The sequence below is a fragment of the Bacillus sp. V26 genome (assembly GCF_034296245.1).
GTDB lineage: Bacteria > Bacillota > Bacilli > Bacillales > Bacillaceae > Bacillus > Bacillus halotolerans.
On the sequence record NZ_JAXKQF010000003.1, the window covers coordinates 48,746 to 71,537 of the forward strand.

Below are 22,792 nucleotides of genomic sequence, written 5' to 3' on the forward strand. Positions count from 1 at the left end.
CCTCCTACTTACAAGAAACTTGAGTTTCTTTTTTCTGAATAGACTGCAACACGTCATCATCTGAGCTGATGTGACCGAGAATCGATTGAATCAATCCATATTCAGGACAAGCCGAATTAATTGAATAAAACCGCCATTGTCCCTTTTTCTCTTCTTTCACAAATCCGGCCTGTTTCAGCTTCCGTAAATGCTGGCTGATAGCTGGCTGGCTCATGTCAAACATATCGACAAACTGGCAGACACAGTATGTTTTTTCCTCCAGCAGCTTCATGATCAAAAGCCTGGTTTGATCATGAAGAAGCTTCAGGCAGTGACTGATTTCAGCAGATGTCAAGGCATGCTTCATCAAAGCATCAGCTCCCTTCCGCGTTCATTGTATAATCCACCATTTATATAAGTCAACACTTATATGCTAGAAGAAAAAGGACCACCGTTTAAAATCTTTTTTATTATCATTCCTTCCCTTATGAAGCTAAAATGGCTTTATTTATACTGTCACATATTGTGAATGATTTATGAATTTACATTTCTTTATCACTTTTGTGTTGTTCGGATAGGCCTGATAAAAAGGAACTTTATGCCCATGCGAAAGCTTTTTATAACCTGTAGAAGATGCAAAGAAATAATCAGCCGGATTAGTCCATAAGACCTGTACTCTTAAATTCTTTTTCTTCATTTTCTATCAAACAAAAGAGGAAAATAGACCCGTTGAAATAAGAATCAGTGTCTAATAGAATAATGTCGAAAAGTAAATTACGCAGGTTTGTTACTGATAAAGCAGGCAAGACCTAAAATGTGTTAAGGGCAAAGTGTATTCTTTGACGTCACCCCTTTACATATTTTAGGTCTTTTTTTATTGCACGTAACCGACTTGCCATTATCAACAGGAGGGCTGGAAGAAAGCAGACCGCTAACACAGTACATAAAAAAGGAGACATGAACGATGAACATCAAAAAGTTTGCCAAACAGGCAACAGTATTAACCTTTACAACCGCACTGCTGGCAGGAGGCGCGACTCAAGCGTTTGCGAAAGAAGCAGATCACAAACCGTATAAAGAAACATACGGCATTTCCCATATTACCCGCCACGACATGCTGCAAATCCCTGAACAGCAAAAGAATGAAAAATATCAGGTGCCTGAATTTGACCAATCGAAGATTAAAAACATCTCTTCCGCAAAAGGTTTGGACGTGTGGGACAGCTGGCCATTGCAAAACGCTGACGGCACAGTCGCAAACTATCATGGCTACCATGTTGTCTTTGCATTAGCAGGAGACCCTAAAAACGCGGATGACACATCGATTTACATGTTCTATCAAAAAGTTGGCGAGACTTCCATTGACAGCTGGAAGAACGCAGGCCGTGTCTTTAAAGACAGTGACAAGTTTGATGCAAATGATCCCATCTTAAAAGATCAGACACAAGAATGGTCAGGATCAGCTACATTTACATCTGACGGCAAAATCCGTTTATTCTACACTGACTTTTCCGGTAAACATTACGGCAAACAAACACTGACAACTGCACAGGTTAACGTGTCAACTTCAGACAGTTCTCTTACGATTAACGGTGTAGAAGATCACAAGTCCATTTTTGACGGCGACGGCAAAACATATCAAAATGTTCAGCAGTTCATTGATGAGGGCAACTATAGTTCAGGCGATAACCATACGCTGAGAGACCCTCACTATGTGGAAGATCACGGCCGCAAATACCTGGTATTTGAAGCGAACACAGGAACTGAAAACGGCTACCAAGGCGAAGAATCTTTATTTAACAAAGCTTATTATGGCAAAAGCTCATCATTCTTCCGTCAAGAAAGTCAAAAACTTCTGCAAAGCGATAAAAAACGCACTGCAGAATTAGCTAACGGCGCACTTGGCATGATTGAGCTCAACGATGACTACACACTGAAGAAAGTCATGAAACCGCTGATCACATCTAACACAGTAACTGACGAAATCGAACGTGCGAATGTCTTCAAAATGAATGGCAAATGGTATCTGTTCACTGACTCTAGAGGATCAAAAATGACAATCGACGGCATTACATCTAACGATATTTACATGCTGGGTTATGTCTCTAACTCCTTAACAGGCCCGTACAAGCCGCTGAACAAAACCGGACTTGTGCTGAAAATGGATCTAGATCCTAACGATGTGACCTTTACTTACTCACACTTTGCCGTACCGCAAGCTAAAGGGAACAATGTCGTTATTACAAGCTACATGACAAACAGAGGCTTCTATGCAGACAAACAGGCAACGTTTGCACCAAGCTTCTTACTGAACATCAAAGGCAAAAAGACATCTGTTGTGAAAAACAGCATTCTTGAACAAGGACAACTAACAGTTAACAAATAAAACGCAAAAGAAAATGCCGATACCCTATTGGCATTTTCTTTTATTTCTTTATTAAAATCTAAAGCGGAGAATCCGAAATGAAATATAAAAAAACATGCAAATGGTCAGCCGTATTCCTCATCTTTACAGGAATACTTTTGTTTATTGACTTATGGTCAAACGAGGAGCCGGCCAAAAAATCAAAATCTGTCCAAAAGCCGGACTACCGGGCGGCATATCATTTTACGACGCCGGATAAATGGAAAAATGACCCTCAAAAACCGATCTATTTTGATGGCAAGTATCATTATTTCTATCTATATAACCGGGATTACCCAAAAGGCAACGGTACAGAATGGCGCCATGCCGTATCAGACGATTTGGTGCACTGGACAGATGAAGGCGTGGCGATTCCGAAATATACAAACCCGGACGGTGATATTTGGACTGGTTCCGTCGTGGTGGATAAAGAGAACACAGCCGGCTTCGGGAAAAATGCGCTTGTCGCGATTGTGACACAGCCCTCAGCCAAAGACAAAAAGCAGGAACAATATTTGTGGTACAGCACAGACAAAGGAAAATCTTTCAAATTCTACACTGGCAACCCCGTTATGCCTAATCCGGGCACAGACGATTTTAGAGATCCGAAAGTGATATGGGATGACCAGGATAACAAATGGGTCATGGTCATGGCTGAAGGATCAAAAATCGGCTTTTATGAATCCGATAATCTTAAGGACTGGCATTACACAAGCGGATTCTTCCCAGAGCAGGCGGGAATGGTCGAATGTCCTGACCTCTACATGATGCGGGCAAGCGACGGAACGAATAAATGGGTTCTCGGTGCGAGCGCGAACGGTAAACCGTGGGGCAAACCAAATACGTACGCCTACTGGACCGGAAGCTTCGACGGAAAAGAATTTACAGCGGATCAGACTGAAGCTCAATGGCTTGACTATGGCTTCGACTGGTACGGCGGTGTGACGTTCGAAGACAGCAAAAGCACAGATCCATTAGAAAAGCGGTATGCGCTTGCCTGGATGAACAATTGGGATTATGCCAACAACACCCCGACAATGAAGAACGGCTTTAACGGCACAGATTCTGTCATACGCGAACTCCGACTGCAGGAGCAGGACGGAACATACAGCCTCGTCTCACAGCCGATTGAAGCTTTGGAGCAGCTGACTGTTTCAACTGACGAAATAGAGGATAAGGATGTGCACGGATCAAAAACTCTGTCGATAACAGGTGATACGTACCAGCTTGATACGGATCTTTCTTGGTCAGAGCTGAAGAATGCTGGCGTCAGGCTCAGAGAATCAGAAGACCAAAAACGCCATATTGATGTCGGCATTTTCGCTGAAGGCGGCTATGCATATGTCAATAGAGCAGCCACAAATCAGCCTGACAAAAGCAATACCTATGTCGAAAGCAAAGCTCCTTATGATGTAAGCAAACGTAAGGTGCATTTGAAAATACTTGTCGATAAAACAACGGTAGAGGTATTTGTTGACGACGGGAAAACCGTTTTTTCAAATGAAGTCTTCCCAAAGCCTGAAGATAAAGGTATTACCCTTTTTTCTGATGGCGGCACAGCCTCCTTCAAAAATATAACAGTGAAACACTTTGATTCGATTCATGAATAAAAACAGGTGCAGCGCGGGCTGCGCCTGTTTTTTATTTCAGAACGGTATTCTCTGTTTCATATTGGGCATTGTAAGAAATATAAGGCTTGTTTCTAAGGAGGAAGCGGATGTCTAAACAAGGAAATTTTCAAAAATCGATGTCGCTGTTTGATCTGATTCTGATCGGGATGGGAGCTATCTTTGGATCAGCATGGCTGTTCGCTGTCAGTAATGTCGCTTCAAAAGCAGGACCCTCCGGCGCTTTTTCCTGGATTATCGGAGGAGCCATTATTCTGTTAATCGGACTGGTGTACGCAGAACTCGGAGCCGCTCTACCCCGCACTGGAGGCATCATCAGGTATCCGGTTTATTCACACGGCCATTTGGTCGGCTATTTAATTTCATTTGTCACAATTGTCGCTTACACAAGCCTGATTTCAATTGAAGTCACAGCCGTCCGGCAATATGTGGCCTATTGGTTTCCGGGCCTGACCAAAGAGGGCTCTGACTCACCGACCATTGCAGGCTGGATTTTGCAGTTTGCCTTGCTCTGCTTGTTTTTCCTGCTGAATTACTGGAGCGTTAAAACCTTTGCAAAAGCCAATTTCATTATTTCTATTTTTAAATATATCGTACCGGTCACGATCATTATTGTGCTGTTTTTTCATTTTCAGCCGGGAAACTTGTCGGTTGAAGGGTTTGCACCTTTTGGTTTTACAGGCATACAGGCCGCCATTTCGACCGGGGGTGTCATGTTTGCATATCTCGGGCTGCACCCTATTGTGTCTGTTGCCGGTGAGGTGCAAAATCCGAAACGCAATATCCCGATCGCTTTAATTATCTGTATTATCGTTTCAACCATTATTTACACGATCTTGCAAATCACCTTTATCGGTGCGATTCCGACAGAAACGCTGAAAAACGGCTGGCCGGCAATCGGCCGTGAATTTTCATTGCCGTTTAAAGACATTGCGGTCATGCTCGGTTTAGGCTGGCTTGCAACGCTTGTCATTTTAGACGCCATTCTGTCTCCGGGAGGAAACGGGAATATTTTTATGAACACGACGTCTCGCCTCGTTTACGCCTGGGCGCGGAACGGCACATTATTTGGCATATTTTCAAAGGTCAATAAAGAAACGGGAACACCCCGTGCTTCACTCTGGCTTTCATTTGCCATGTCGATTTTCTGGACGCTCCCCTTCCCTTCGTGGAACGCGCTCGTCAATGTCTGTTCTGTCGCTCTCATCCTTTCTTATGCGATTGCACCAATTTGTTCAGCCGCACTGAGAGTAAATGCGAAGGACTTAAACAGGCCGTTTTATTTGAAAGGAATGAGCATCATCGGGCCGCTTTCATTTATTTTCACAGCTTTTATTGTGTACTGGTCAGGATGGACAACTGTTTCCTGGCTTCTCGGCTCACAGCTCGTCATGTTTTTGATCTATCTCTGCTTCAGCAAATACGCGCCTAAAGAAGACGTCAGCCTGGCCCAGCAGCTAAAATCAGCCTGGTGGCTCGTCGGATTTTATGTCATGATGCTGATTTTTTCCTATATCGGCTCTTTCGGGCATGGCTTAGGCATTATCAGCAATCCCGTCGATCTGATATTGGTTGCCATCGGCTCGCTTGCGATTTACTATTGGGCAAAGTATACCGGGCTCCCGAAAGCCGCGATTGATTATGATAAATAAAGAAGCAGGAGTTTCTCTTGCTTCTTTTTTCGCTTTACAAACGCCGTCACTCGAGATAAAATGAATGATAGTCAGTCATTACAGGAGGTGTTCCTCATGCCAAAACAAACATCAGGAAAATATGAAAAGATTCTGCAGGCGGCGATTGAAGTCATTTCTGAAAAGGGACTCGATAAAGCCTCCATCTCAGAGATCGTAAAAAAAGCCGGCACTGCCCAAGGAACGTTTTATTTATATTTTTCATCCAAAAATGCTCTGATTCCGGCCATTGCGGAAAACCTTCTCACTCATACGCTAGAGCAAATCAAAGGAAGACAGAATGGCGAGGAAGATTTTTGGACCGTCTTACAAACCTTAATTGATGAGACGTTTCATATCACAGAGCGCCATAAAGATATTATTGTCCTCTGCTATTCGGGGCTTGCCATCGACCATTCCATGGAAAAATGGGAGACCATTTATCAGCCTTATTATTCCTGGCTTGAGAACATCATCAACAAGGCGATCGACAGCCAAGATGTGATCGAAGGCATCAATGCAAAGTGGACGGCAAGAACCATCATCAATTTGGTTGAGAACACAGCAGAACGGTTTTATATCGGGTTTGAACAAGATGAAAACCTTGAAGTATCTAAAAAAGAAATTTTTACCTTCTTAAAACGGAGCTTAGGTAAAGCTTAAAAAATGACTGGGTGTCACCGCTCATTTTTTAACGCCTAAAAATGACTGACGTTCATTCATAAAAAGAGGTGTTAATGTTGTATTGGGTACTTGTTTTGATAGCAGGGCTTCTAGAAGTGGTTTGGGCCTCCTCCCTCAAACATGCGGATTCGCTTTTTGATTGGATTATCGTTTTTCTATTAATAGCGATAAGCTTTATACTGTTAATCCGCTCTTATCGAAAAATTCCTATGGCCGCGGCGTATACCGTATTTGTCGGAATTGGAACGGTCGGAACCTACACGACCGGGATCTTCTTAGGAGAATCCTTCTCAGCAGCGCAAATCTTCTTTTTGATGCTGCTGCTAGCCGGTATTTTAGGAATGAAGCTTTTCACAAAAGAAAATAAAACTCAGCCGAGAGGTGAAAAATAATGGCGTGGTTTTTATTATTCATTGCGGGTATAGAAGAAATTATAGCTGCCATCGCCATGAAATATATAGACGGCACAAAGAAAAAATGGCCGATTATTGTGATGACTGCCGGATTTGCTTTATCTTTTTACTGTCTATCGCAGGCCATGCAAGTCCTGCCTTCCGGTGTTGCTTATGCCGTCTGGACCGGTATAGGCAGCATAGGCGTAACAGCAGTCAGCCTGATTTGGTTTAAGGAACGGTTTCAGCTTTCTCAGCTGATTTCTCTTTGCCTGATACTTGCCGGCGTCATCGGCCTGCGTCTTACGTCTTAATCATAAAAGGCATATACAGAAAGCTGTATATGCCTTTTATCTTTTACTCATCATCCTGGTGTTTATGAAGATGAAGCGGCGGCGGGATGAGCCAGCCTTTGTTTTTCAGCAGCCTTAAGTATTTTGCCCCTGTTGCCGCCTTGGTCATATGAAATTGCCCAAACATCATGGCGATGTCTTCGCGAATCGACTGCCCCATAATTTTGCTGCATGTCACAAGACCGGCTGCATTTTGCGCCGCTGCGGATGCGGCCACATCCGGATCGAGAAACCGCGCGCCCGGCGGAATGTCATTAAGATCTGCATCCGGCGGTTCAGGAGAAGCGGGCGGAAGTCCCACGCCATTTTCTTTCAGGATATTACTGACCTGTTTGATTTCATCTTGGCATTTCTCGATGGACTCACGAAGCAGCTTCTTTAAATCGCCATCACCAACATGATGCAATAACATCTGGTAATTGCCGATCATTTTATTTCCCGCCATCACATAACTCCACAAACTGAATACCTCACCGTAATGCATCGGTTCTTCTTGCGGATTACCGCTTAAAATTCCCATTGTCTTCCTCCTTAACAAATTCAATACTGTTCATCACCTACGATGCCCAGCAGGAGGAAAAATTATGTACTCACGAGAAGTTTTCTGGAAACAAAAAAGACAAGAGCGGCAAAATGCCAAACCCTTGTCTTTCCTGTTGTTCTATTGGACGCGCTCGGAGGGATTCGAACCCCCGGCAGACGTGGTACCGGAAACCACCGCTCTATCCAACTGAGCTACGAGCGCATATTGACATATTTTCACTGCGTGATGATAACGTCAGCATAACTCATTATACGGTATTTCAGCTGAAATAACAACCCTCTATTTTAAAGGGCTGTTTTTTTAAGAAGACACATCATCTTCTTTCAGAAGCTCACATACGATGGTTTGAACCATTGTATTTTTGGGGAAAATGGGAAAAAGAGAAGAGTTTGCATGTCAAGCCAGCTTTTTGTTTGACCTTTATTGACCAAAAATGTATCATGTAACTACATACTTACCTAAAAGGTGAAGGAGGAGCATTATGAATTTAATACCTACAGTCATTGAACAAACGAACCGCGGGGAAAGAGCGTATGACATTTATTCTCGTTTATTAAAGGATCGTATCATCATGCTTGGATCTGCGATTGATGACAACGTTGCGAACTCCATCGTGTCACAGCTTTTATTCTTAGAAGCGGAAGACCCTGAAAAAGATATTTCTATTTACATCAACAGCCCGGGCGGCTCTATCACGGCGGGTATGGCGATCTATGATACCATGCAGTTTATTAAGCCGAAGGTATCTACAATTTGTATCGGTATGGCTGCGTCAATGGGCGCGTTCTTGCTTGCTGCCGGAGAAAAAGGCAAACGCTATGCGCTTCCGAACAGTGAAGTTATGATTCACCAGCCTCTTGGCGGAGCTCAAGGTCAAGCTACAGAAATTGAAATTGCCGCGAAACGCATTCTCTTGCTTCGCGACAAATTAAACAAAGTGCTTGCTGAACGTACTGGCCAGCCGCTTGAAGTGATCGAACGCGACACAGACCGCGATAACTTCAAGTCTGCTGAAGAAGCGCTTGAATACGGCCTGATTGACAAAATTCTGACTCGCAACACAGAAGAGCAAAAGTAAAACGAGAAGAGCCTTCCTTTCGGAGGGCTCTTTTTTAAATTTCTGTCCACTTTTTCTCTAAAATCGGATATGAGTAGTTCTTCATTTGCTCAACTAACTCATCGGGCCGTGAAGAGCTGTGGATCAGTTTAAGATGAGAGTCGTTAGAAAATCCTTCTTGAATGCTGTATTTGACCATTTTCATCATCGGTTCAAAATATCCGTTGACATTATACAGTCCGATCGGCTTTTGATGAATGCCGATCTGCGCCCAGCAAAGCACTTCAAATAATTCTTCATATGTACCGAAACCGCCCGGCATGGCGATATAGCCGTCAGCCAGTTCGCTCATTTTTGCCTTCCGTTCATGCATGCCGTTGACTTCAATCAGCTCTGTCAGATTTTGATGGACAACCTCTCCGCTGAACAGGCCGCTTGGCATCACGCCAATTGCGGTGCCGCCGTTTTCCATTAACGCATCGGCAATCGCGCCCATCAACCCTACACGAGAGCCCCCGTATACCAGGCCGATTCCCTGCTCTGCCATATACACGCCAAGCTCTGTCGCTTTTCTTTTATACGCTTCATTTCCCCCCGGGTTTGAGCCCGCAAATACACAAATTGTTTTCATCTCGTCATCTCCGCATCTATATATCGTGTCAACATTCAAAAAACACACTATATATTGTCCCACCTTCATGTGATAATATCAATATGAAATACATAAAGAATGCAGGAGTGATGATGTTGCAGCTGGCTGATGCTGAAAAATGGATGAAAGAGTTTTACGAAAAAAGGGGCTGGACGGAATACGGACCATTTATTCGAGTCGGGTTTTTAATGGAGGAAGCCGGAGAGCTGGCACGGGCTGTCAGAGCGTATGAAATCGGCAGAGACCGGCCGGATGAGAAAGAATCGACACGAGCTGAGCAAAAACAAGAATTGATTGAAGAAATGGGAGACGTCATCGGAAATATCGCCATACTTGCTGATATGTACGGCGTTTCTTTAGAAGACGTGATGAAAGCCCACCAAGAAAAACTGACAAAGCGATTTGAGCATGCATAAAAAAACGGCCGTTAGTCGGCCGTTTTTTCATCCTGTGATTTCATCATGATGATCAAAGAAATGCTGCTTTCCTATTTTGTGAAAGAGGCCTGTTTTATGCAGGAGCTCTTTAGGCTGAGACTGCAGCCCTACGATCATCAGCTTTCCGTTGTGGCGCTTAATTCTGTTCATGATGTTCACAAGCACCGCTTCTGCGGACGTATCCATGTAATGCACTTTATTCATGAGTAAAATGAGGGTCTTCGGCTTTTTCTGTACATGCTCTAACAGTGATGATTCAAGCGAATCAATCGATCCGAAAAACAGCGGTCCTTCTATGGAGTACATGCTGACGGAAGGATCTGTCCCCTGCTCCCTCTTAGCCGCTTTCGCAAGAGCTGGATGAGACTCCTGATTGTGAATACGAGTCGCTTCACTCATTCTTCTGATGAAGAACACAAATGCGAGCAGCAATCCGGTCGCCACACCGACGATTAAATCAAACAAAACCGTCAGGGCAAAGGTAGCGGCTAAAATGAAGGAATCGGCGTTTTTCAGTCTCAGCATATTTGCGACTTCCTTCCGCTCACTCATATTCCATGCGACAACCATCAATATCGGCGCCATACTTGCAAGCGGAACGTGGGAAGCATAAGGCGCGAATACAAGCAGTACAAGAAGAACCACGACGCCGTGAACGACACCTGAGACAGGTGAAACCGCTCCGTTTTTAATATTGGTTGCCGTCCGCGCAATCGCTCCGGTAGCCGGGATTCCGCCAAACAGCGGCGCGGCCATATTCGCAATCCCCTGGCCGACAAGCTCTTTGTTGCTGTCGTGCTTTGACCCTTTCATATTATCGGCAACCATCGCGGATAATATTGACTCGAGGCCGCCAAGAAGCGCGATGACAAGCGCTGCCGGAAACAGCATGACCATTTTATCTATTGTCAGCTCCGGAAACTGAAATTCCGGCAAATGGCGAGGAATTTCTCCATAGGTTGAGCCAATCGTTGCCATACGATCAGGGAAAAACACAACTGCAACAAGCGTAGAAATGAGAAGAGCCAATAAAGCTCCGGGTATCTTTGGCATCACTTTGGCGGATACAAGCAAAATGACAAGTCCGATGACTGCTGTCAAAATGGCATATCCGTTAAAGGTGCCGAGCTTCTGTGCAATTTCAAACATGTTGTGATGAAAGTTCTCATGTTTTTCTACGTTTTTCAAACCGAGAAAATTAGCGATTTGTTCAGTGAAGATTAACACGGCAATTCCAGCCGTAAACCCGACGATAACTGGCTTCGGCACGTACTTCATAATTTTGCCGAGCTTAAACAATCCGAACAGCACCAGCATGACGCCTGCCATAAACCCCGCTATCAGCAGATTTTCCAGCCCGTACTGCATCACGATACCGAATAAAATCGGGACAAACGCGCCTGTCGGACCGCCAATTTGATATTTAGATCCCCCGAACAAAGAAATACAGATCCCCGCCACGACAACAGTATACAGCCCGTATTCAGGCTCGACTCCCGAGGCAATGGCAAACGCCATCCCTAAAGGAATTGCCACGACTCCTACTACGATACCTGCAATTAGGTCTTTCTGAAATTTCTGCAAATTATATCCCTTGAATCTCCCAGAGAATCGCATATTTTGTTAAAACCTCCCTTATGAATTAGTCTTTATGAACTCAGTTTCATAACCGTTAATCACGACATTAAGTTTGCCTGTCTCCGGGTGTATCACAAGCCCGTGAACCGGCAGCTTTTTTGGCAGCAGCGGATGATTCTTGATCATATTGACACTATGGGAAACGCTTTCTTCCACACTGTGAAAGCCGGTCAGCCAAGTTTTTAAATCTAATCCGGCGCTATCAAGCAAACTCAGGCAGCTTGCTTCTACCCCGCGTTCCTTTGCTTTTTCAAGAATCGAGGCCGCATTCAGGCCTGACATCCCGCATTCATGGTGGCCGATAATGCAAACCTCTTCAGCCTGCAATTCATAAATGGCGACCAATATGCTGCGCATGACACTTCCAAATGGGTGAGAAACGATGGCTCCCGCGTTTTTTACAATCTTAGCGTCGCCGTTTTTAAGCCCCATTGCTTGCGGAAGAAGTTCTGTGAGTCTTGTATCCATACAGGTAACAATAACGAGCTTTTTTGAAGGAAATTTTGTCGTTTTGTAGGGTTCGTACTTCTTCTCTCTGACAAACTGCTGATTGTGTTCCAAAATTGATGTTAAAGAAACCATTCTAATTCATCTCCCATCCATATGATTTTGCAAGCCTTCTTACCCAGCTTACAGTAAGGAATTATAGCATAGGAACAGGCCGCGAAAAGGCTTTCAACAAAAGACGATCTAATTGGACTGTAAAATAAAAACTCAAAAATTTATATCTTTCAAAGATAATAAAATTTATATTTATTGAATCCTATAATCCAGGTTCTGCTGATATTTTGGTGATTTGTCTGACAAAAAATATAGGCGAATTCAGATAATTAAAAAACTTATTTAAGCAGAGGCTGCTATTTTTTCAATCACCGCGATCATTTTAAGTTCAAAAGAACCAGAAATTCCAACAAACGCAGCAATATTTCTAACTTCTATTTCTTTCCGATATAATAAAATAGACAACAGCCATAAAGGGGGAGCCTTGTTGAAACCATTTGTATTTATCACCAAACCGATTCCTGAAGAGATTGAAAACATGATCAGTGAGCATTGCCGTTATGAGATATGGCAGGAGGATACACTTCCGCAAGAGGTGCTATTCGAAAAAATGAAAGATGCTGAAGGGCTTTTAACTACTGGAACATCTGGGCCATCCATCAACAGTGAGCTGCTTGAACATGCTCCTAAGCTGAAGGTCGTCAGCAATCAATCCGTCGGCTACGATAATTTTGATATAGAAGCGATGAAAGAAAAAAGCGTCGTCGGCACTCATACGCCTTATACACTGGATGACACAGTAGCCGATCTGGCCTTTTCTTTAATTCTATCATCGGCCAGACGTGTTGCTGAACTGGACCGTTTCGTCCGGGCCGGTAAATGGGGTACGGTTGAAGAAGAAGACCTTTTCGGCATTGACGTCCATCATCAAACATTAGGCATTATCGGCATGGGCAGAATCGGCGAGCAAGCGGCCAGACGCGCCAAATTCGGTTTCGATATGGACGTGCTTTATCATAACCGCCATCGCAAACAAGAAACTGAAGAAAGCATCGGCGTCAAATACGCTGAGCTTGACACACTGCTGGAGCAATCAGATTTTGTTCTGCTGATTACTCCGCTGACTGACGAAACGTATCACATGATCGGGGAACGTGAATTTAAACTGATGAAGGATTCCGCAATTTTCGTCAATATTTCCCGGGGAAAGACGGTTGATGAAAAAGCCCTCATCCGCGCTCTTCAAGAAGGCTGGATTCGCGGTGCCGGTTTAGACGTGTACGAAGAAGAACCTGTCGCAAAAGACAACCCGCTCTTGCAGCTCGACAATGTCACCCTACTGCCGCATATTGGGTCAGCAACAGCGAAAGTGCGCTTCAATATGTGTAAACAGGCCGCTGAAAACATGATCGCAGCTATCAAAGGGGAAACACCGAAAAATCTGACAAGAGAATTTCAGTAAATTAAAAAATCCGGTCTGATGAAGACCGGATTTCATATTACATATGCTGGAGAACAGCACGCTTATAAATATGACGAGTGACGATATAATAAACAGCCTGGAACACAAAATAAATGAAGATGACAATCACGGCCTCAAGAAATAAGTTAGCATTCAGCATGTTGCTTAACGCCACATACGCAAAACCGGCGTGAATCGTGCCCGCGATAAACGGGATGAAGAACAAAAATCCAATTTGTCTTCCAAGGATGGAGTGAATCTCTTTGTCCGTAATCCCCATTCTCTTTAATGCTAACACTTGCACTCTCGTATCTTCTATTTCAGTAAACATCCGCAAATACAGCATGCTTCCTTGAACGATAAAAAACAGCACGCTGACAAACAAACCGATAAACAGCATTAATGCGACTCCCTGCTTCACAACTTGAAAACTCGGAGCACGCGTTTGAAAATCAGATGTATGTTCTTTCGGCACCATGTTTTCAAGCTTCTCAGAGACGTCCACCGTCTCCTGCCAATGCTCAAGCTCGTAGCCTACCACTCTCGTCTGATCCTTCAGCGGCACCTCCTGTGTCAGGCTGTCAAAGCTTTTTTCGCTGACAACCAATAAACGGCTGACTCCTCCGACTGACATCAATATCCCTTTGTTTTGCTGCTTTTTCATGACATAGGAAAGTGATTTTCCTGACTTCATATGAAACGCTGCTTTTTCCCCTTCCCCGAACGTATCTTTCACCATCATTTGAAACGGAACATTGATAAACGCTTCATTTTCTTGTAAATGAATAACGGGAAAACCTTTTTCCTTTGCGACTTGATTATAGATTTTCTCTGAGATCAGCAAGGCCTCTGCTTCCGCTTTCCTGTTTCCATACGGCAAGTCTGATTGAAATGTAACAGGAATACCTGTGGCATTCACCTTATATTTAATCTCAGCATCTGCTCTTTTCAATGTATTCTCAGCCGTCTCAGGCTTCATAACCTGAAAGCGGGAAGCGTCCTTTTCCACCCAGGCAACAGATTGAGGAATGCTCTGCTCCTCCTGCCTTTCTAAATCAGCATAAAACATATAGATCACACCTGTAGCGGTTAAAATGACTGCTGTAATCACAGAGGTTAAAAACAGCATGCGTGCGTGATCTTTCAGCCTGAATATCATGTTGGAACGCACAATGATATTGGTTCCTTTGTAAAAGCTGTGTTTCTTTCTGTACAGCATGCGGAAAAACGCGACACTGCTTTGTGTAAAAAAGAAATACGTGCCGATTAACACTAAAATCAAAATCGGAAAGACACGAAACATCATGTCGATCGCATTGGCTGTGGCAGACAGATAATAACCGCCAGCCAGACAAAGCAAAGACAGCACAGTGAGCCATTTTGAATAGGCCGGTAAATTTTTAGGTTTTTGAGCTGATTTAATCAAATCTATGATTTCGAGCTTGCGAATCTGCCCCAGCGATAAAATAAGCAGGACTTGAAACAATATGAGAAAACCGACCGCCGTCAGCACAAATGCTTTCGGTACAATCGCAAACGAGATCGGCACCTTCACACTGAGCATCCATGTCATGACCATAAAAAAAAGTTTTGAAAATAACAGCCCTGTGCCGATACCGGCCGCAATCGCCGCAAGAGAAATCAGCGACTGCTCATAATAAATCATCTTTCGGAGCTGCTGCTTTGATGTCCCGAACAGCGTAAACAAGCCAAATTCTTTCTTTCTCGCTTGTAAAAATGCTGAATTTGAATAAGAAATAAAGAATATACAAAACACGATAATGACGATAAGAGCCGCGCTCAAACACGTTTTCACAAGGCTTCCGCCATATACATTGTCTTCCGTCACATCCGGGTGAAAAATAAAAGATGTGAAGACGAAAAAAACCGAGACGGCAAACACACAGCTTAAAAAGTAAGCAACATATCTTTGCAGATTCCCAATAATGTTCTTACGGGCGATGGTTCTCAAATTCATGAAAATCGCCTCCCAACACACTCAGGGTATCTAGGATACTTTGATAAAACACCTGCTGATTCGTTCCCCTGCGGATCTCTGAAAAAAATCTTCCGTCTTTAATAAAGACGATCCGTTTACAGAAGCTTGCCGCTGTGGCATCATGCGTAACCAATAGTATCGTTGCTTCCTTTTCTTCATTTAGCTGAGCCAGCGTGTTCATGACCTGTTTTGCAGATTTTGAATCAAGGTTGCCTGTCGGTTCATCCGCCAATATCAGAGCCGGATTATGAATAATGGCTCTTGCACAGGCCGCACGCTGCTGCTGGCCTCCGGACACTTCGTATGTACGGTGGTCCAGAATATGTTTGATTTGCAATGTATCTGCCAGTTCATCTAAGCGGTTTTCCATTTCACTCAGCTTTACCTTGTCCAACGCGAGCGGAAGCAGGATGTTTTCCCGAATCGTCAGCGTATCAAGCAGGTTAAAGTCCTGGAAGACAAAGCCCAGCTCTCTTCTGCGAAACAGAGCCATCTCTTGATCCTTTAACGTTTTCGGTTTTATGCCGTTGATCATCATCTCGCCCTGGGTCGGCTTATCAATGGTGGCCAGCAAATTCAGGAGCGTGGTTTTTCCGCTTCCCGACGGCCCCATGATGCCGACAAATTCTCCTTTATTTACACTGAGGTCAAAATCGCTAAGCGCCTGATATGACATCGTTCCTTTATTTGAATAATATGTTTTTGACAGCTTCGTTGTTTGCAGCACGTTCATGCCTCTGATCCTCCTTTTTTCTTTATTATAAAAAGGAAGTCAGCAGCCTCCCATCGAACTTTCTTTCAATCTCGCTTTCGAACCTTACAATGCTGTCACATTCGCCAGGATGTCACTTGAAAAGACGATTGTCATCACGGTGCCCGCTCCCTCTTTTGATTGAGCGGACAGTTTATGGCCCAGCTGGCTGCACACCTCTTTCGCCAAATATAGGCCCATTCCTGTCGCCTGCGTCATGCTTCGCCCGTTTTCACCAGTAAAAAACGGATCAAAAATCCGGGGAAGATCCTGCGCCGGAATGCCGATACCGTCATCTGCAACTGATAAACGCGTTTCATGGCCTTGCGTTTCAATCCGGATGGTAATATGGTCCCCAACGCCTTGCTTTGAATATTTCAGGGCATTGAAAAGGATTTGCTCCACAACAAAGGAAAGCCACTTTTGATCACTGGAAACCTGGACGGCGTTTGGCGGCACATGTAATTTCGGAAAAAGCCGCCGTTTAATAAACTGCCGTTTTTCCTGATTGATCAATGAGCGGACAAGCTCTGTCAAATCAAAGGTTTCTGGTTTAACATCAAAAGCGAACTCCTCCAGCCGGGCTGTTTGCAGCATCATATCCAGCCCGTGGCGAAACCGTTCATTTTCATCTTCCAGCTCCTCTAAAAATGTCTGAAAGGAAGAAGCGGTCCCGTTCTTTCCTTCCTGAATCATTAAGGAGATGACGGATACGGGTGTTTTCATATGGTGAATCCATTGATTCGTAAATGTATAATGCTGTTTTTGTTTATTGATATATTGTGAGAGCTTTCCGGCATATTGATCACCAAGCGCGTTAATCATTTTTGTCCAGAGGGCTTGCTCTCTTGTTCTTGGCTTGCGGGCTTCAAGTGACCGCCCTATGTCACTTGAAGCGGGTGCCTGGTCGGCCAGTTTTTTCAAAAATGCCAGAAAGGACACTTGCCGGATGTAATCGGCAGTAAAACCAGCCGCCAAAAGGACACCAGGCAGAACCCATATGTACATCATATTTTCTGCAGAAGGCTCGGCACCGCTCTCTATAATGCTTAAATAGGCAATAAACATAGCGGCACCTATGCTTAATAACGAAAAAAGAATAATGGCTAATCGGTCGATTATATAAGTCTTTAACACTCCCGTTCATCCTTCCGATTGACTTCAAATACATAGCCCTGCCCCCTGATGGTTGCAATGGCGTCTTTCAATCCGGCATTCTCCAGCTTTCTCCGCAGCCGGTTTACATTAACCGTTAATGTATTATCATCAACAAAATCGACGTCGTCCCATAATGCCTCCAGCAATTCATCACGCGAGACAATTTTTTTATGCTCTCTTATGAAAATCGAAAGCAGCTGAAATTCTTTTTGTGAAAACGAGATGCGGCTGTTCTTCCACTCCGCTTCATATTGATCTGGATATATCGTTAGACCGCCAAGCTCCACCAGTCTTGATTCCTGAGACAAAGAAGGAGAATACTCACCATAAGTCCGGCGCAGCACGCTTTTGATTTTGGCCATGACGACTTCTAAGTGAAACGGCTTTGTGATATAGTCATCGCCCCCGTTCTCAATCGCCATCACCTGATTCAGTTCATCAGTCCGCGCCGAGATAAAAATAATCGGAGCATTGGAAATGGTACGGATTTGCCTGCACCAATAAAACCCGTCAAAAAAAGGGAGATTAATATCGAGCAGCACAAGATCCGGTTTCATTTCCGTAAATTCTTCCTTTATGTCATTCAGCTTTTCAGCTATTTTTATATGATATCCGTATTTCTGAAGATGGCCGCCCAGCAATGAAGCAATCCGTTCATCATCTTCCACGAGTAAGATCCGATACACATTTATCCCCCTTATATGTCTAGCACGGTGATTTTTCTAGAAGATTCCAAAATTCATTATAGCATGTGGGGGATAGTAAATCGGTCTTTTTCTATTCGTTATGGTAGAATGAAAAAAGGTAAAAATTTCTTAATAAGTAGGTGTCATTATGAAGATAATCATGCTACTTGTAACCATTACGTCAACTCTTTCAGCATGCCAGCCGAACTATACCGGGGAATACATAGAAATTGGAGATTCACTGACTGAATACGAAAAAGAGTGCTTTAAAGAGAATCACATTCCTTATCAATATGAAAAAGGGAAACTGTATATCCCGGAAGATGCATTTGATGTAGTAATCAATACTTGTTCATAAGAAAAAGCTTGCAGTATGTCTGCAAGCTTTTCACATTACAAAAAATAAGTGTTTAATTTCTCTTCAAACTCTGAAGGGGCGATGTCACTTTTTTGGCCTTCTCCGCCGTTTTCATGAATCGTAAAATGGCGGTCTGACATGACCATCCGCCCGTTCGGTGTCAACTTTGAGGCGAGCAGTGATTTGTTAAAAGGAGATTTTTCATGAGAATGAATCAGGTCCTTCATGTCATCTAAATCACCGGGATCCCTCTCTTCAAGGGTAAAGGCATAACCGATTTGCCAGCCTTCTCCTTTGTCCATCAACAGAACATGAGTGCCCATTTCCGTCGCTTTTTCCTTGATTCGGAAGGCTCCCACAGGAGATTGTACCGTTTCTCTGGAAAGCGGTATCGGCTCCAGCGCCAGGTTGATGCCAAAACCAATATCAACAATGTAATCTCCCTTTTCTGCCGACAGCCATACAGCAGCATGGGTTCCTTCTAATGCCCACTCTTCTTGCTTTCCTGCATAAACTGTTCCGCGAATGAGCTTCACATGAAAACCGGCATCGTGTAAGACATAGTAAAGAAAACCATTCAGGTCGTAGCATAGTCCCCCATGCTGCTCTTTGATCAGACGGCGCCAAAGCTCCTCTTTGGTTACCTTATAATTCTCTTTTGCAAGAACTGCCCGGTTTTCAAAAGGGTATCGGTACGCCATTGCTTTTAGAAAAAGGGGAAGATCGTCAAAGCTGACATGATCCTTCTTCCAGCCGATTTTCTTAAAACAGTCTTTCAGAAAATCATTCATTTTGCATCACCTAAACTTCCTCTTGAACATACGCCGAAAGCTTTTCCAGCGCCTCTTGTTCATCTTCTCCCTCGGCAATCAATGTGACTTCTGTGCCTGTGCTTACTGCAAGGCTCATCAGTCCCATGATGCTTTTCGCATTTACTTTTTTCCCATCCTTCTCAAGAAACACATCTGACGTAAACCGGTTTGCTTCTTGTACAAACAAAGCAGCAGGACGCGCCTGCAGTCCTGTCTTTAATCGAACTTCCACTTTCTGCTGAACCATAAGATCTCCCCTTTTCTTTACGGTTATTTTAAAGTGACGGTTTGCCCTGTCCGCAGCTGTTCTGCGATTTCGTCAAGTTTTCTCAGCCTGTGATTGATCCCTGATTTGCTGATTTTTCCGCTCGCTACCATTTCTCCCAGCTCTTTCAGCGTCACTTCCTGGTAATCAATCCGCAGCTGCGCGATTTCCCGAAGTTTTTCAGGAAGCGCCTCCAAGCCGATTCTTTCATCGATGTATTTAATATTTTCTACCTGTCTGAGCGAAGCCCCGATGGTTTTGTTTAAGTTGGCTGTTTCACAATTGACAAGGCGATTAACCGAATTTCTCATGTCTCTGACGATTCTGACATCCTCAAAACGCAGCAGCGAATTATGTGCGCCGATCACGTTCAGAAATTCAGTAATCTTTTCCGCCTCTTTTAAATAAGTGATATAGCCTTTTTTCCGTTCGAGCGTTTTGCTGTTTAAATGAAACTCATTTAACAGGTCGCATAATGAATCGTTATGCTCTTTATAAAGAGAAAAAATTTCCAGATGGTACGAGGAGGTTTCAGGGTTATTGACTGAACCTCCCGCCAAAAATGCCCCTCTCATGTAAGAACGCTTGCAGCATCTCTTTTTGACAAGCTCTTTTGAAATATTTCGCTCAAACACAAAATTCTCGCCAAGTATTTTTAAATCCTCTAAGATGAACTTTGCATTCTCTGAAAAACGCACAATATAGACGTTATTCTTTTTCAGCCGCATTTTCTTTCTGACCAGCAGCTCAACCGACACATCATATTGTCTTTTCAGCAATGTATAGATGCGGCGGGCAATCGCTGCATTTTCAGTTTGAACATCAAGTACGAGATGGCGATTAGCAAATGATAAAGATCCATTCATTCGGATAAGCGCAGACAGCTCTGCCTTAATGCAGCAGTCCTTCACTTCCAGGTTCGTTAATTCTTTTTTTGTTTCCGATGCAAATGACATATAGCCACCTCATTTCAAGGCTTCATTCTTTCAGTAAATCGACAAGAAGAGAAGCCACTTTATGTGTATCGTGACGAATTACGTCATTTTTATGTGTTACGATTTGATCTCTGATAACTTCAAGCCCCATCGCTTTCAGCTCTTCGATATCAAAATCAACAGGACGCGCCGATTCTACTGCGTACTTACGTTTTATTTCGTCAGGAATGTCTTCACTGTTAACAAGTATGGTATCGATAAAGCCGCAGCCCATATGCTGATTGAGCGCTTTCACATGATCGGCAGCGGTATAATGCAGCGTTTCTCCGGGCTGTGTCATCACGTTGCAGATATACACTTTTTTCGCCGGCGCCTTGATCACTTCTTCTCCAATTTTTGGGACGAGCAAATTAGGAAGAATACTGGTATAAAGGCTCCCCGGTCCGATAATAATCAGATCCGCTTCCCTGATCACGTCTATCGTTTCCGGCAGCGGATCAATGTTTTCAGGCGTCAGAAAAACGCGCTTAATACGCTGGCCGTACTCCGGAATAGTGGACTCGCCTGAGACCACGCGGCCGTCCTCCATTTCGGCATGCAGAACAACACTGGCATTGGCTGCCGGCAACACCTTTCCTCTTACATTCAGCACCTTGCTCATTTCTGTGACAGCGTGAAAAAAATCACCGGTTATATTCGTCATCGCTGCCAAAATTAAATTTCCGAGTGAATGCCCCGTTAAGTCGTTCCCTTTATTAAAGCGGTGCTGAAAGAGGTCTTCAACTAGCGGCTCCACATCGGATAAAGCGGCAAGTACATTTCTGATGTCTCCTGGTGGCGGGATTTGCAGTTCGTTCCGCAGCCGCCCCGAGCTACCTCCGTCATCAGCAACTGTGACAATCGCCGTAATATCAACGGGTTTATGCTTTAAGCCCCGAAGCAATACAGAAAGGCCCGTGCCGCCGCCAAAGATTGCGATTTTCGGTTTTTGTCCCATCTTATTTCCGGCTTCTCTTTTCAATGTCCCGGTGAGTAACATGAGTATAGTAATCCTTTTTGAAATAGTCAGCTAAATGCTCGGCAAGTGTCACAGAGCGGTGCTGGCCCCCTGTGCAGCCGATCGCAATGACGAGCTGGCTCTTTCCTTCTCTTTTGTAGGACGGCAGCATGAAGCTGAGTAAATCGATTAATTTTTCATTGAACTTTTGTGTTTCATTCCACTTCATGACGTAAGAGGATACCTCTTCATCTTTTCCGGTCAGCGGCCTCATGCTTTCGATATAATATGGATTCGGCAAAAATCTGACATCAAAGACGAGATCGGCATCAATCGGAATACCGTATTTAAAACCAAATGACATGACATTTACCGTAAATGTCTCTCCTTGGTTTGTCGCAAAATGCTTTACAATTTTCTCGCGCAGATCGCGCGGCTTCATGTCTGATGTATCATAAATCATTTGAGAGCGGCCTTTTAATTCCTCAAGCAGCTCACGTTCCAGCGCGATGCCTTCGAGCGGAAGACCAGTCACTGCCAGCGGATGCGAACGTCTCGTTTCTTTATATCTTGTCACGAGAATCGAATCCTTCGCGTCTAAAAATAAAATTCGCGGTGTAATCCACGGATTTTCCGCCATTTCATCCAGCGCCTCAATCAGCCGGTCAAAAAATTCACGGCCGCGCAAATCCATAACAAGCGCGACCTTGCTCATTTTCGAATTTGATTCCTTCATCAGCTCTAAAAATTTCGGAAGCAATGAAGGCGGCAGATTATCGACGCAGAAATAGCCGAGATCCTCAAAGCTTTGAATCGCAACGGTTTTTCCCGCTCCCGACATACCGGTTATAATGACAAGCTGAATATCATGTGATTCACTAACACTCATCTTTCTCCCCCCTGACTTGTCTTTCTATTTGATGTGCTGCGGATCTAAACGATAACTGAGCAGCTCAAACTCCGGTGTATACGTAAATGTGCCGTGCAGCAGCCCTTGTCCCTTCATCATAAAGTCGAGGATATGGCCGTCTCCCGGGGCCATAGGCAGGTTTTGAATATCCTTCACATTGTGCCACTGCAAAATGCCTTCTTCTGATTCAGACACATTTTCTCCCGTATAGGAATCAGCAACAAACGTAAACATCATCCACTCAGACACAATGTGGTCACCGTCTTTAATAATAAAGGTAAAAACGCCTTTTAGCTGGGGATTTATGATATAGATACCAGTCTCTTCTCTGAATTCTCTGATGACGGAATCCCTGACTGATTCTCCGCTCTCCATCTTGCCTCCCGGCGCGACCCACCAGCCGCGTCTTGGCTTTTGAAGAAGAAGAACGTTGTCATCCGCCTTGAGAACACAATTTGTCACTCTTTGCAAGTACGTCACCTAACCTTCTCGTCCTGTCATCTTCTCTTTATTATACCGT

At 44.0% G+C, this 22,792-nt stretch carries 26 protein-coding genes and 1 tRNA gene; 10 read left to right on the forward strand and 17 right to left on the reverse strand.

Annotated features, from left to right (window positions below; all coding sequences use genetic code 11):
* Positions 1 to 4: 4 nt before the first annotated feature.
* Complete coding sequence (locus UJ203_RS11050) at positions 5 to 346, reverse strand: ArsR/SmtB family transcription factor (protein ID WP_105990931.1); 342 nt, start codon at positions 344 to 346, stop codon at positions 5 to 7.
* Positions 347 to 943: 597 nt separating this feature from the next.
* On the opposite strand from UJ203_RS11050, the gene sacB reads away from it, so the two are divergent.
* The 6 genes from sacB (at position 944) to UJ203_RS11080 (ending at position 7,071) form a co-directional block, all read left to right on the forward strand.
* On the forward strand, positions 944 to 2,365 hold the full coding sequence (sacB, locus tag UJ203_RS11055) for a levansucrase (protein WP_322010750.1): 1,422 nt from the start codon (positions 944 to 946) through the stop codon (positions 2,363 to 2,365).
* A gap of 77 nt (positions 2,366 to 2,442) precedes the next feature.
* Positions 2,443 to 3,993, forward strand: a complete 1,551-nt coding sequence (gene levB, locus UJ203_RS11060; protein WP_322010752.1) for a 2,6-beta-fructan 6-levanbiohydrolase — start codon at positions 2,443 to 2,445, stop codon at positions 3,991 to 3,993.
* A gap of 107 nt (positions 3,994 to 4,100) precedes the next feature.
* Positions 4,101 to 5,663 carry an aspartate/proton symporter AspP gene (aspP, locus tag UJ203_RS11065; protein WP_024122949.1) on the forward strand — a complete coding sequence of 521 codons (1,563 nt, stop codon included), beginning with the start codon at positions 4,101 to 4,103 and terminating at the stop codon, positions 5,661 to 5,663.
* Positions 5,664 to 5,759: 96 nt separating this feature from the next.
* Complete coding sequence (locus tag UJ203_RS11070; protein ID WP_322010755.1) at positions 5,760 to 6,344, forward strand: TetR family transcriptional regulator; 585 nt, start codon at positions 5,760 to 5,762, stop codon at positions 6,342 to 6,344.
* Positions 6,345 to 6,421: 77 nt separating this feature from the next.
* Positions 6,422 to 6,757: a DMT family transporter gene (locus tag UJ203_RS11075; protein ID WP_044160350.1), complete on the forward strand. Its 336-nt coding sequence runs from the start codon at positions 6,422 to 6,424 to the stop codon at positions 6,755 to 6,757.
* Positions 6,757 to 7,071: a DMT family transporter gene (locus tag UJ203_RS11080; protein ID WP_024122952.1), complete on the forward strand. Its 315-nt coding sequence runs from the start codon at positions 6,757 to 6,759 to the stop codon at positions 7,069 to 7,071. Before UJ203_RS11075 ends, UJ203_RS11080 begins: the two co-directional genes overlap by 1 nt.
* A 43-nt stretch (positions 7,072 to 7,114) precedes the next feature.
* Here UJ203_RS11080 and UJ203_RS11085 read toward each other — a convergent pair whose 3' ends face one another.
* Together UJ203_RS11085 and UJ203_RS11090 are read right to left on the reverse strand one after the other, a co-directional pair.
* Positions 7,115 to 7,630, reverse strand: coding sequence for a DUF3231 family protein (locus tag UJ203_RS11085; protein ID WP_024122953.1), 516 nt, complete (start codon positions 7,628 to 7,630; stop codon positions 7,115 to 7,117).
* Between the two features lie 149 nt (positions 7,631 to 7,779).
* Positions 7,780 to 7,855 (reverse strand) — tRNA-Arg (locus UJ203_RS11090).
* 280 nt (positions 7,856 to 8,135) lie between these two features.
* Here UJ203_RS11090 and clpP point away from each other — a divergent pair.
* On the forward strand, positions 8,136 to 8,732 hold the full coding sequence (clpP, locus tag UJ203_RS11095; protein WP_003219849.1) for an ATP-dependent Clp endopeptidase proteolytic subunit ClpP: 597 nt from the start codon (positions 8,136 to 8,138) through the stop codon (positions 8,730 to 8,732).
* A gap of 34 nt (positions 8,733 to 8,766) precedes the next feature.
* On the opposite strand, the gene UJ203_RS11100 is transcribed toward clpP, so the two are convergent.
* Positions 8,767 to 9,342, reverse strand: coding sequence for a TIGR00730 family Rossman fold protein (locus UJ203_RS11100; RefSeq protein ID WP_024122955.1), 576 nt, complete (start codon positions 9,340 to 9,342; stop codon positions 8,767 to 8,769).
* Positions 9,343 to 9,458: 116 nt separating this feature from the next.
* On the opposite strand from UJ203_RS11100, the gene UJ203_RS11105 reads away from it, so the two are divergent.
* Positions 9,459 to 9,779, forward strand: coding sequence for a MazG nucleotide pyrophosphohydrolase domain-containing protein (locus UJ203_RS11105; RefSeq protein WP_003219846.1), 321 nt, complete (start codon positions 9,459 to 9,461; stop codon positions 9,777 to 9,779).
* Between the two features lie 27 nt (positions 9,780 to 9,806).
* Here the strand turns inward: UJ203_RS11105 and UJ203_RS11110 are convergent, their stop codons facing one another.
* From UJ203_RS11110 to UJ203_RS11120, 3 genes are all read right to left on the reverse strand, one after another.
* Entirely contained in the window at positions 9,807 to 11,417 is a 1,611-nt protein-coding gene (locus UJ203_RS11110; protein ID WP_105953976.1) for a SulP family inorganic anion transporter, read from the reverse strand.
* An 18-nt stretch (positions 11,418 to 11,435) separates the two neighbouring features.
* A complete protein-coding gene (locus tag UJ203_RS11115) occupies positions 11,436 to 12,020 on the reverse strand; it encodes a carbonic anhydrase (RefSeq protein WP_322010762.1) in 585 nt (194 codons plus the stop codon).
* A gap of 261 nt (positions 12,021 to 12,281) precedes the next feature.
* The gene (locus UJ203_RS11120) at positions 12,282 to 12,449 is read right to left on the reverse strand and encodes a hypothetical protein (RefSeq protein WP_322011469.1); all 168 of its coding nucleotides are present in this window, start codon (positions 12,447 to 12,449) and stop codon (positions 12,282 to 12,284) included.
* Between UJ203_RS11120 and UJ203_RS11125 the strand changes: the two genes are divergently transcribed.
* Positions 12,424 to 13,401 (forward strand): 2-hydroxyacid dehydrogenase, encoded by a 978-nt coding sequence (locus UJ203_RS11125; RefSeq protein ID WP_095712950.1) that lies wholly within the window; start codon positions 12,424 to 12,426, stop codon positions 13,399 to 13,401. The two genes, UJ203_RS11120 and UJ203_RS11125, sit on opposite strands and share 26 nt — an antisense overlap.
* Before the next feature lie 37 nt (positions 13,402 to 13,438).
* Here UJ203_RS11125 and UJ203_RS11130 read toward each other — a convergent pair whose 3' ends face one another.
* From UJ203_RS11130 to UJ203_RS11145, 4 genes are all read right to left on the reverse strand, one after another.
* Positions 13,439 to 15,379 carry an FtsX-like permease family protein gene (locus UJ203_RS11130; protein ID WP_105953978.1) on the reverse strand — a complete coding sequence of 647 codons (1,941 nt, stop codon included), beginning with the start codon at positions 15,377 to 15,379 and terminating at the stop codon, positions 13,439 to 13,441.
* Positions 15,354 to 16,133, reverse strand: a complete 780-nt coding sequence (gene psdA, locus UJ203_RS11135) for a lantibiotic ABC transporter ATP-binding protein PsdA (RefSeq protein ID WP_322010767.1) — start codon at positions 16,131 to 16,133, stop codon at positions 15,354 to 15,356. Before psdA ends, UJ203_RS11130 begins: the two co-directional genes overlap by 26 nt.
* A gap of 84 nt (positions 16,134 to 16,217) precedes the next feature.
* Positions 16,218 to 17,288, reverse strand: a complete 1,071-nt coding sequence (locus tag UJ203_RS11140; protein WP_322010768.1) for a HAMP domain-containing histidine kinase — start codon at positions 17,286 to 17,288, stop codon at positions 16,218 to 16,220.
* Positions 17,282 to 17,995: a response regulator transcription factor gene (locus UJ203_RS11145; protein ID WP_322010769.1), complete on the reverse strand. Its 714-nt coding sequence runs from the start codon at positions 17,993 to 17,995 to the stop codon at positions 17,282 to 17,284. The genes UJ203_RS11140 and UJ203_RS11145 overlap by 7 nt, the downstream gene beginning before the upstream one ends.
* 148 nt (positions 17,996 to 18,143) lie before the next feature.
* Between UJ203_RS11145 and UJ203_RS11150 the strand changes: the two genes are divergently transcribed.
* Positions 18,144 to 18,353, forward strand: coding sequence for a hypothetical protein (locus UJ203_RS11150; protein ID WP_010331995.1), 210 nt, complete (start codon positions 18,144 to 18,146; stop codon positions 18,351 to 18,353).
* A gap of 35 nt (positions 18,354 to 18,388) precedes the next feature.
* Here the strand turns inward: UJ203_RS11150 and UJ203_RS11155 are convergent, their stop codons facing one another.
* Genes UJ203_RS11155 through UJ203_RS11180 form a run of 6 tightly spaced genes read right to left on the reverse strand, consistent with a single transcriptional unit; the run spans position 18,389 to position 22,752 of the window.
* Complete coding sequence (locus UJ203_RS11155) at positions 18,389 to 19,144, reverse strand: arylamine N-acetyltransferase (protein ID WP_322010774.1); 756 nt, start codon at positions 19,142 to 19,144, stop codon at positions 18,389 to 18,391.
* Positions 19,145 to 19,154: 10 nt separating this feature from the next.
* Positions 19,155 to 19,412, reverse strand: a complete 258-nt coding sequence (locus UJ203_RS11160) for an HPr family phosphocarrier protein (RefSeq protein ID WP_024122965.1) — start codon at positions 19,410 to 19,412, stop codon at positions 19,155 to 19,157.
* 23 nt (positions 19,413 to 19,435) lie between these two features.
* The gene (gene whiA, locus UJ203_RS11165) at positions 19,436 to 20,386 is read right to left on the reverse strand and encodes a DNA-binding protein WhiA (protein ID WP_024122966.1); all 951 of its coding nucleotides are present in this window, start codon (positions 20,384 to 20,386) and stop codon (positions 19,436 to 19,438) included.
* Positions 20,387 to 20,408: 22 nt separating this feature from the next.
* On the reverse strand, positions 20,409 to 21,362 hold the full coding sequence (gene mgfK / locus UJ203_RS11170; protein ID WP_105954130.1) for a gluconeogenesis morphogenetic factor: 954 nt from the start codon (positions 21,360 to 21,362) through the stop codon (positions 20,409 to 20,411).
* A gap of 1 nt (position 21,363) precedes the next feature.
* Positions 21,364 to 22,251: an RNase adapter RapZ gene (gene rapZ, locus UJ203_RS11175; RefSeq protein WP_105953982.1), complete on the reverse strand. Its 888-nt coding sequence runs from the start codon at positions 22,249 to 22,251 to the stop codon at positions 21,364 to 21,366.
* Positions 22,252 to 22,275: 24 nt separating this feature from the next.
* A complete protein-coding gene (locus tag UJ203_RS11180) occupies positions 22,276 to 22,752 on the reverse strand; it encodes an 8-oxo-dGTP diphosphatase (RefSeq protein WP_105953983.1) in 477 nt (158 codons plus the stop codon).
* Between the last annotated feature and the right edge of the window lie 40 nt (positions 22,753 to 22,792).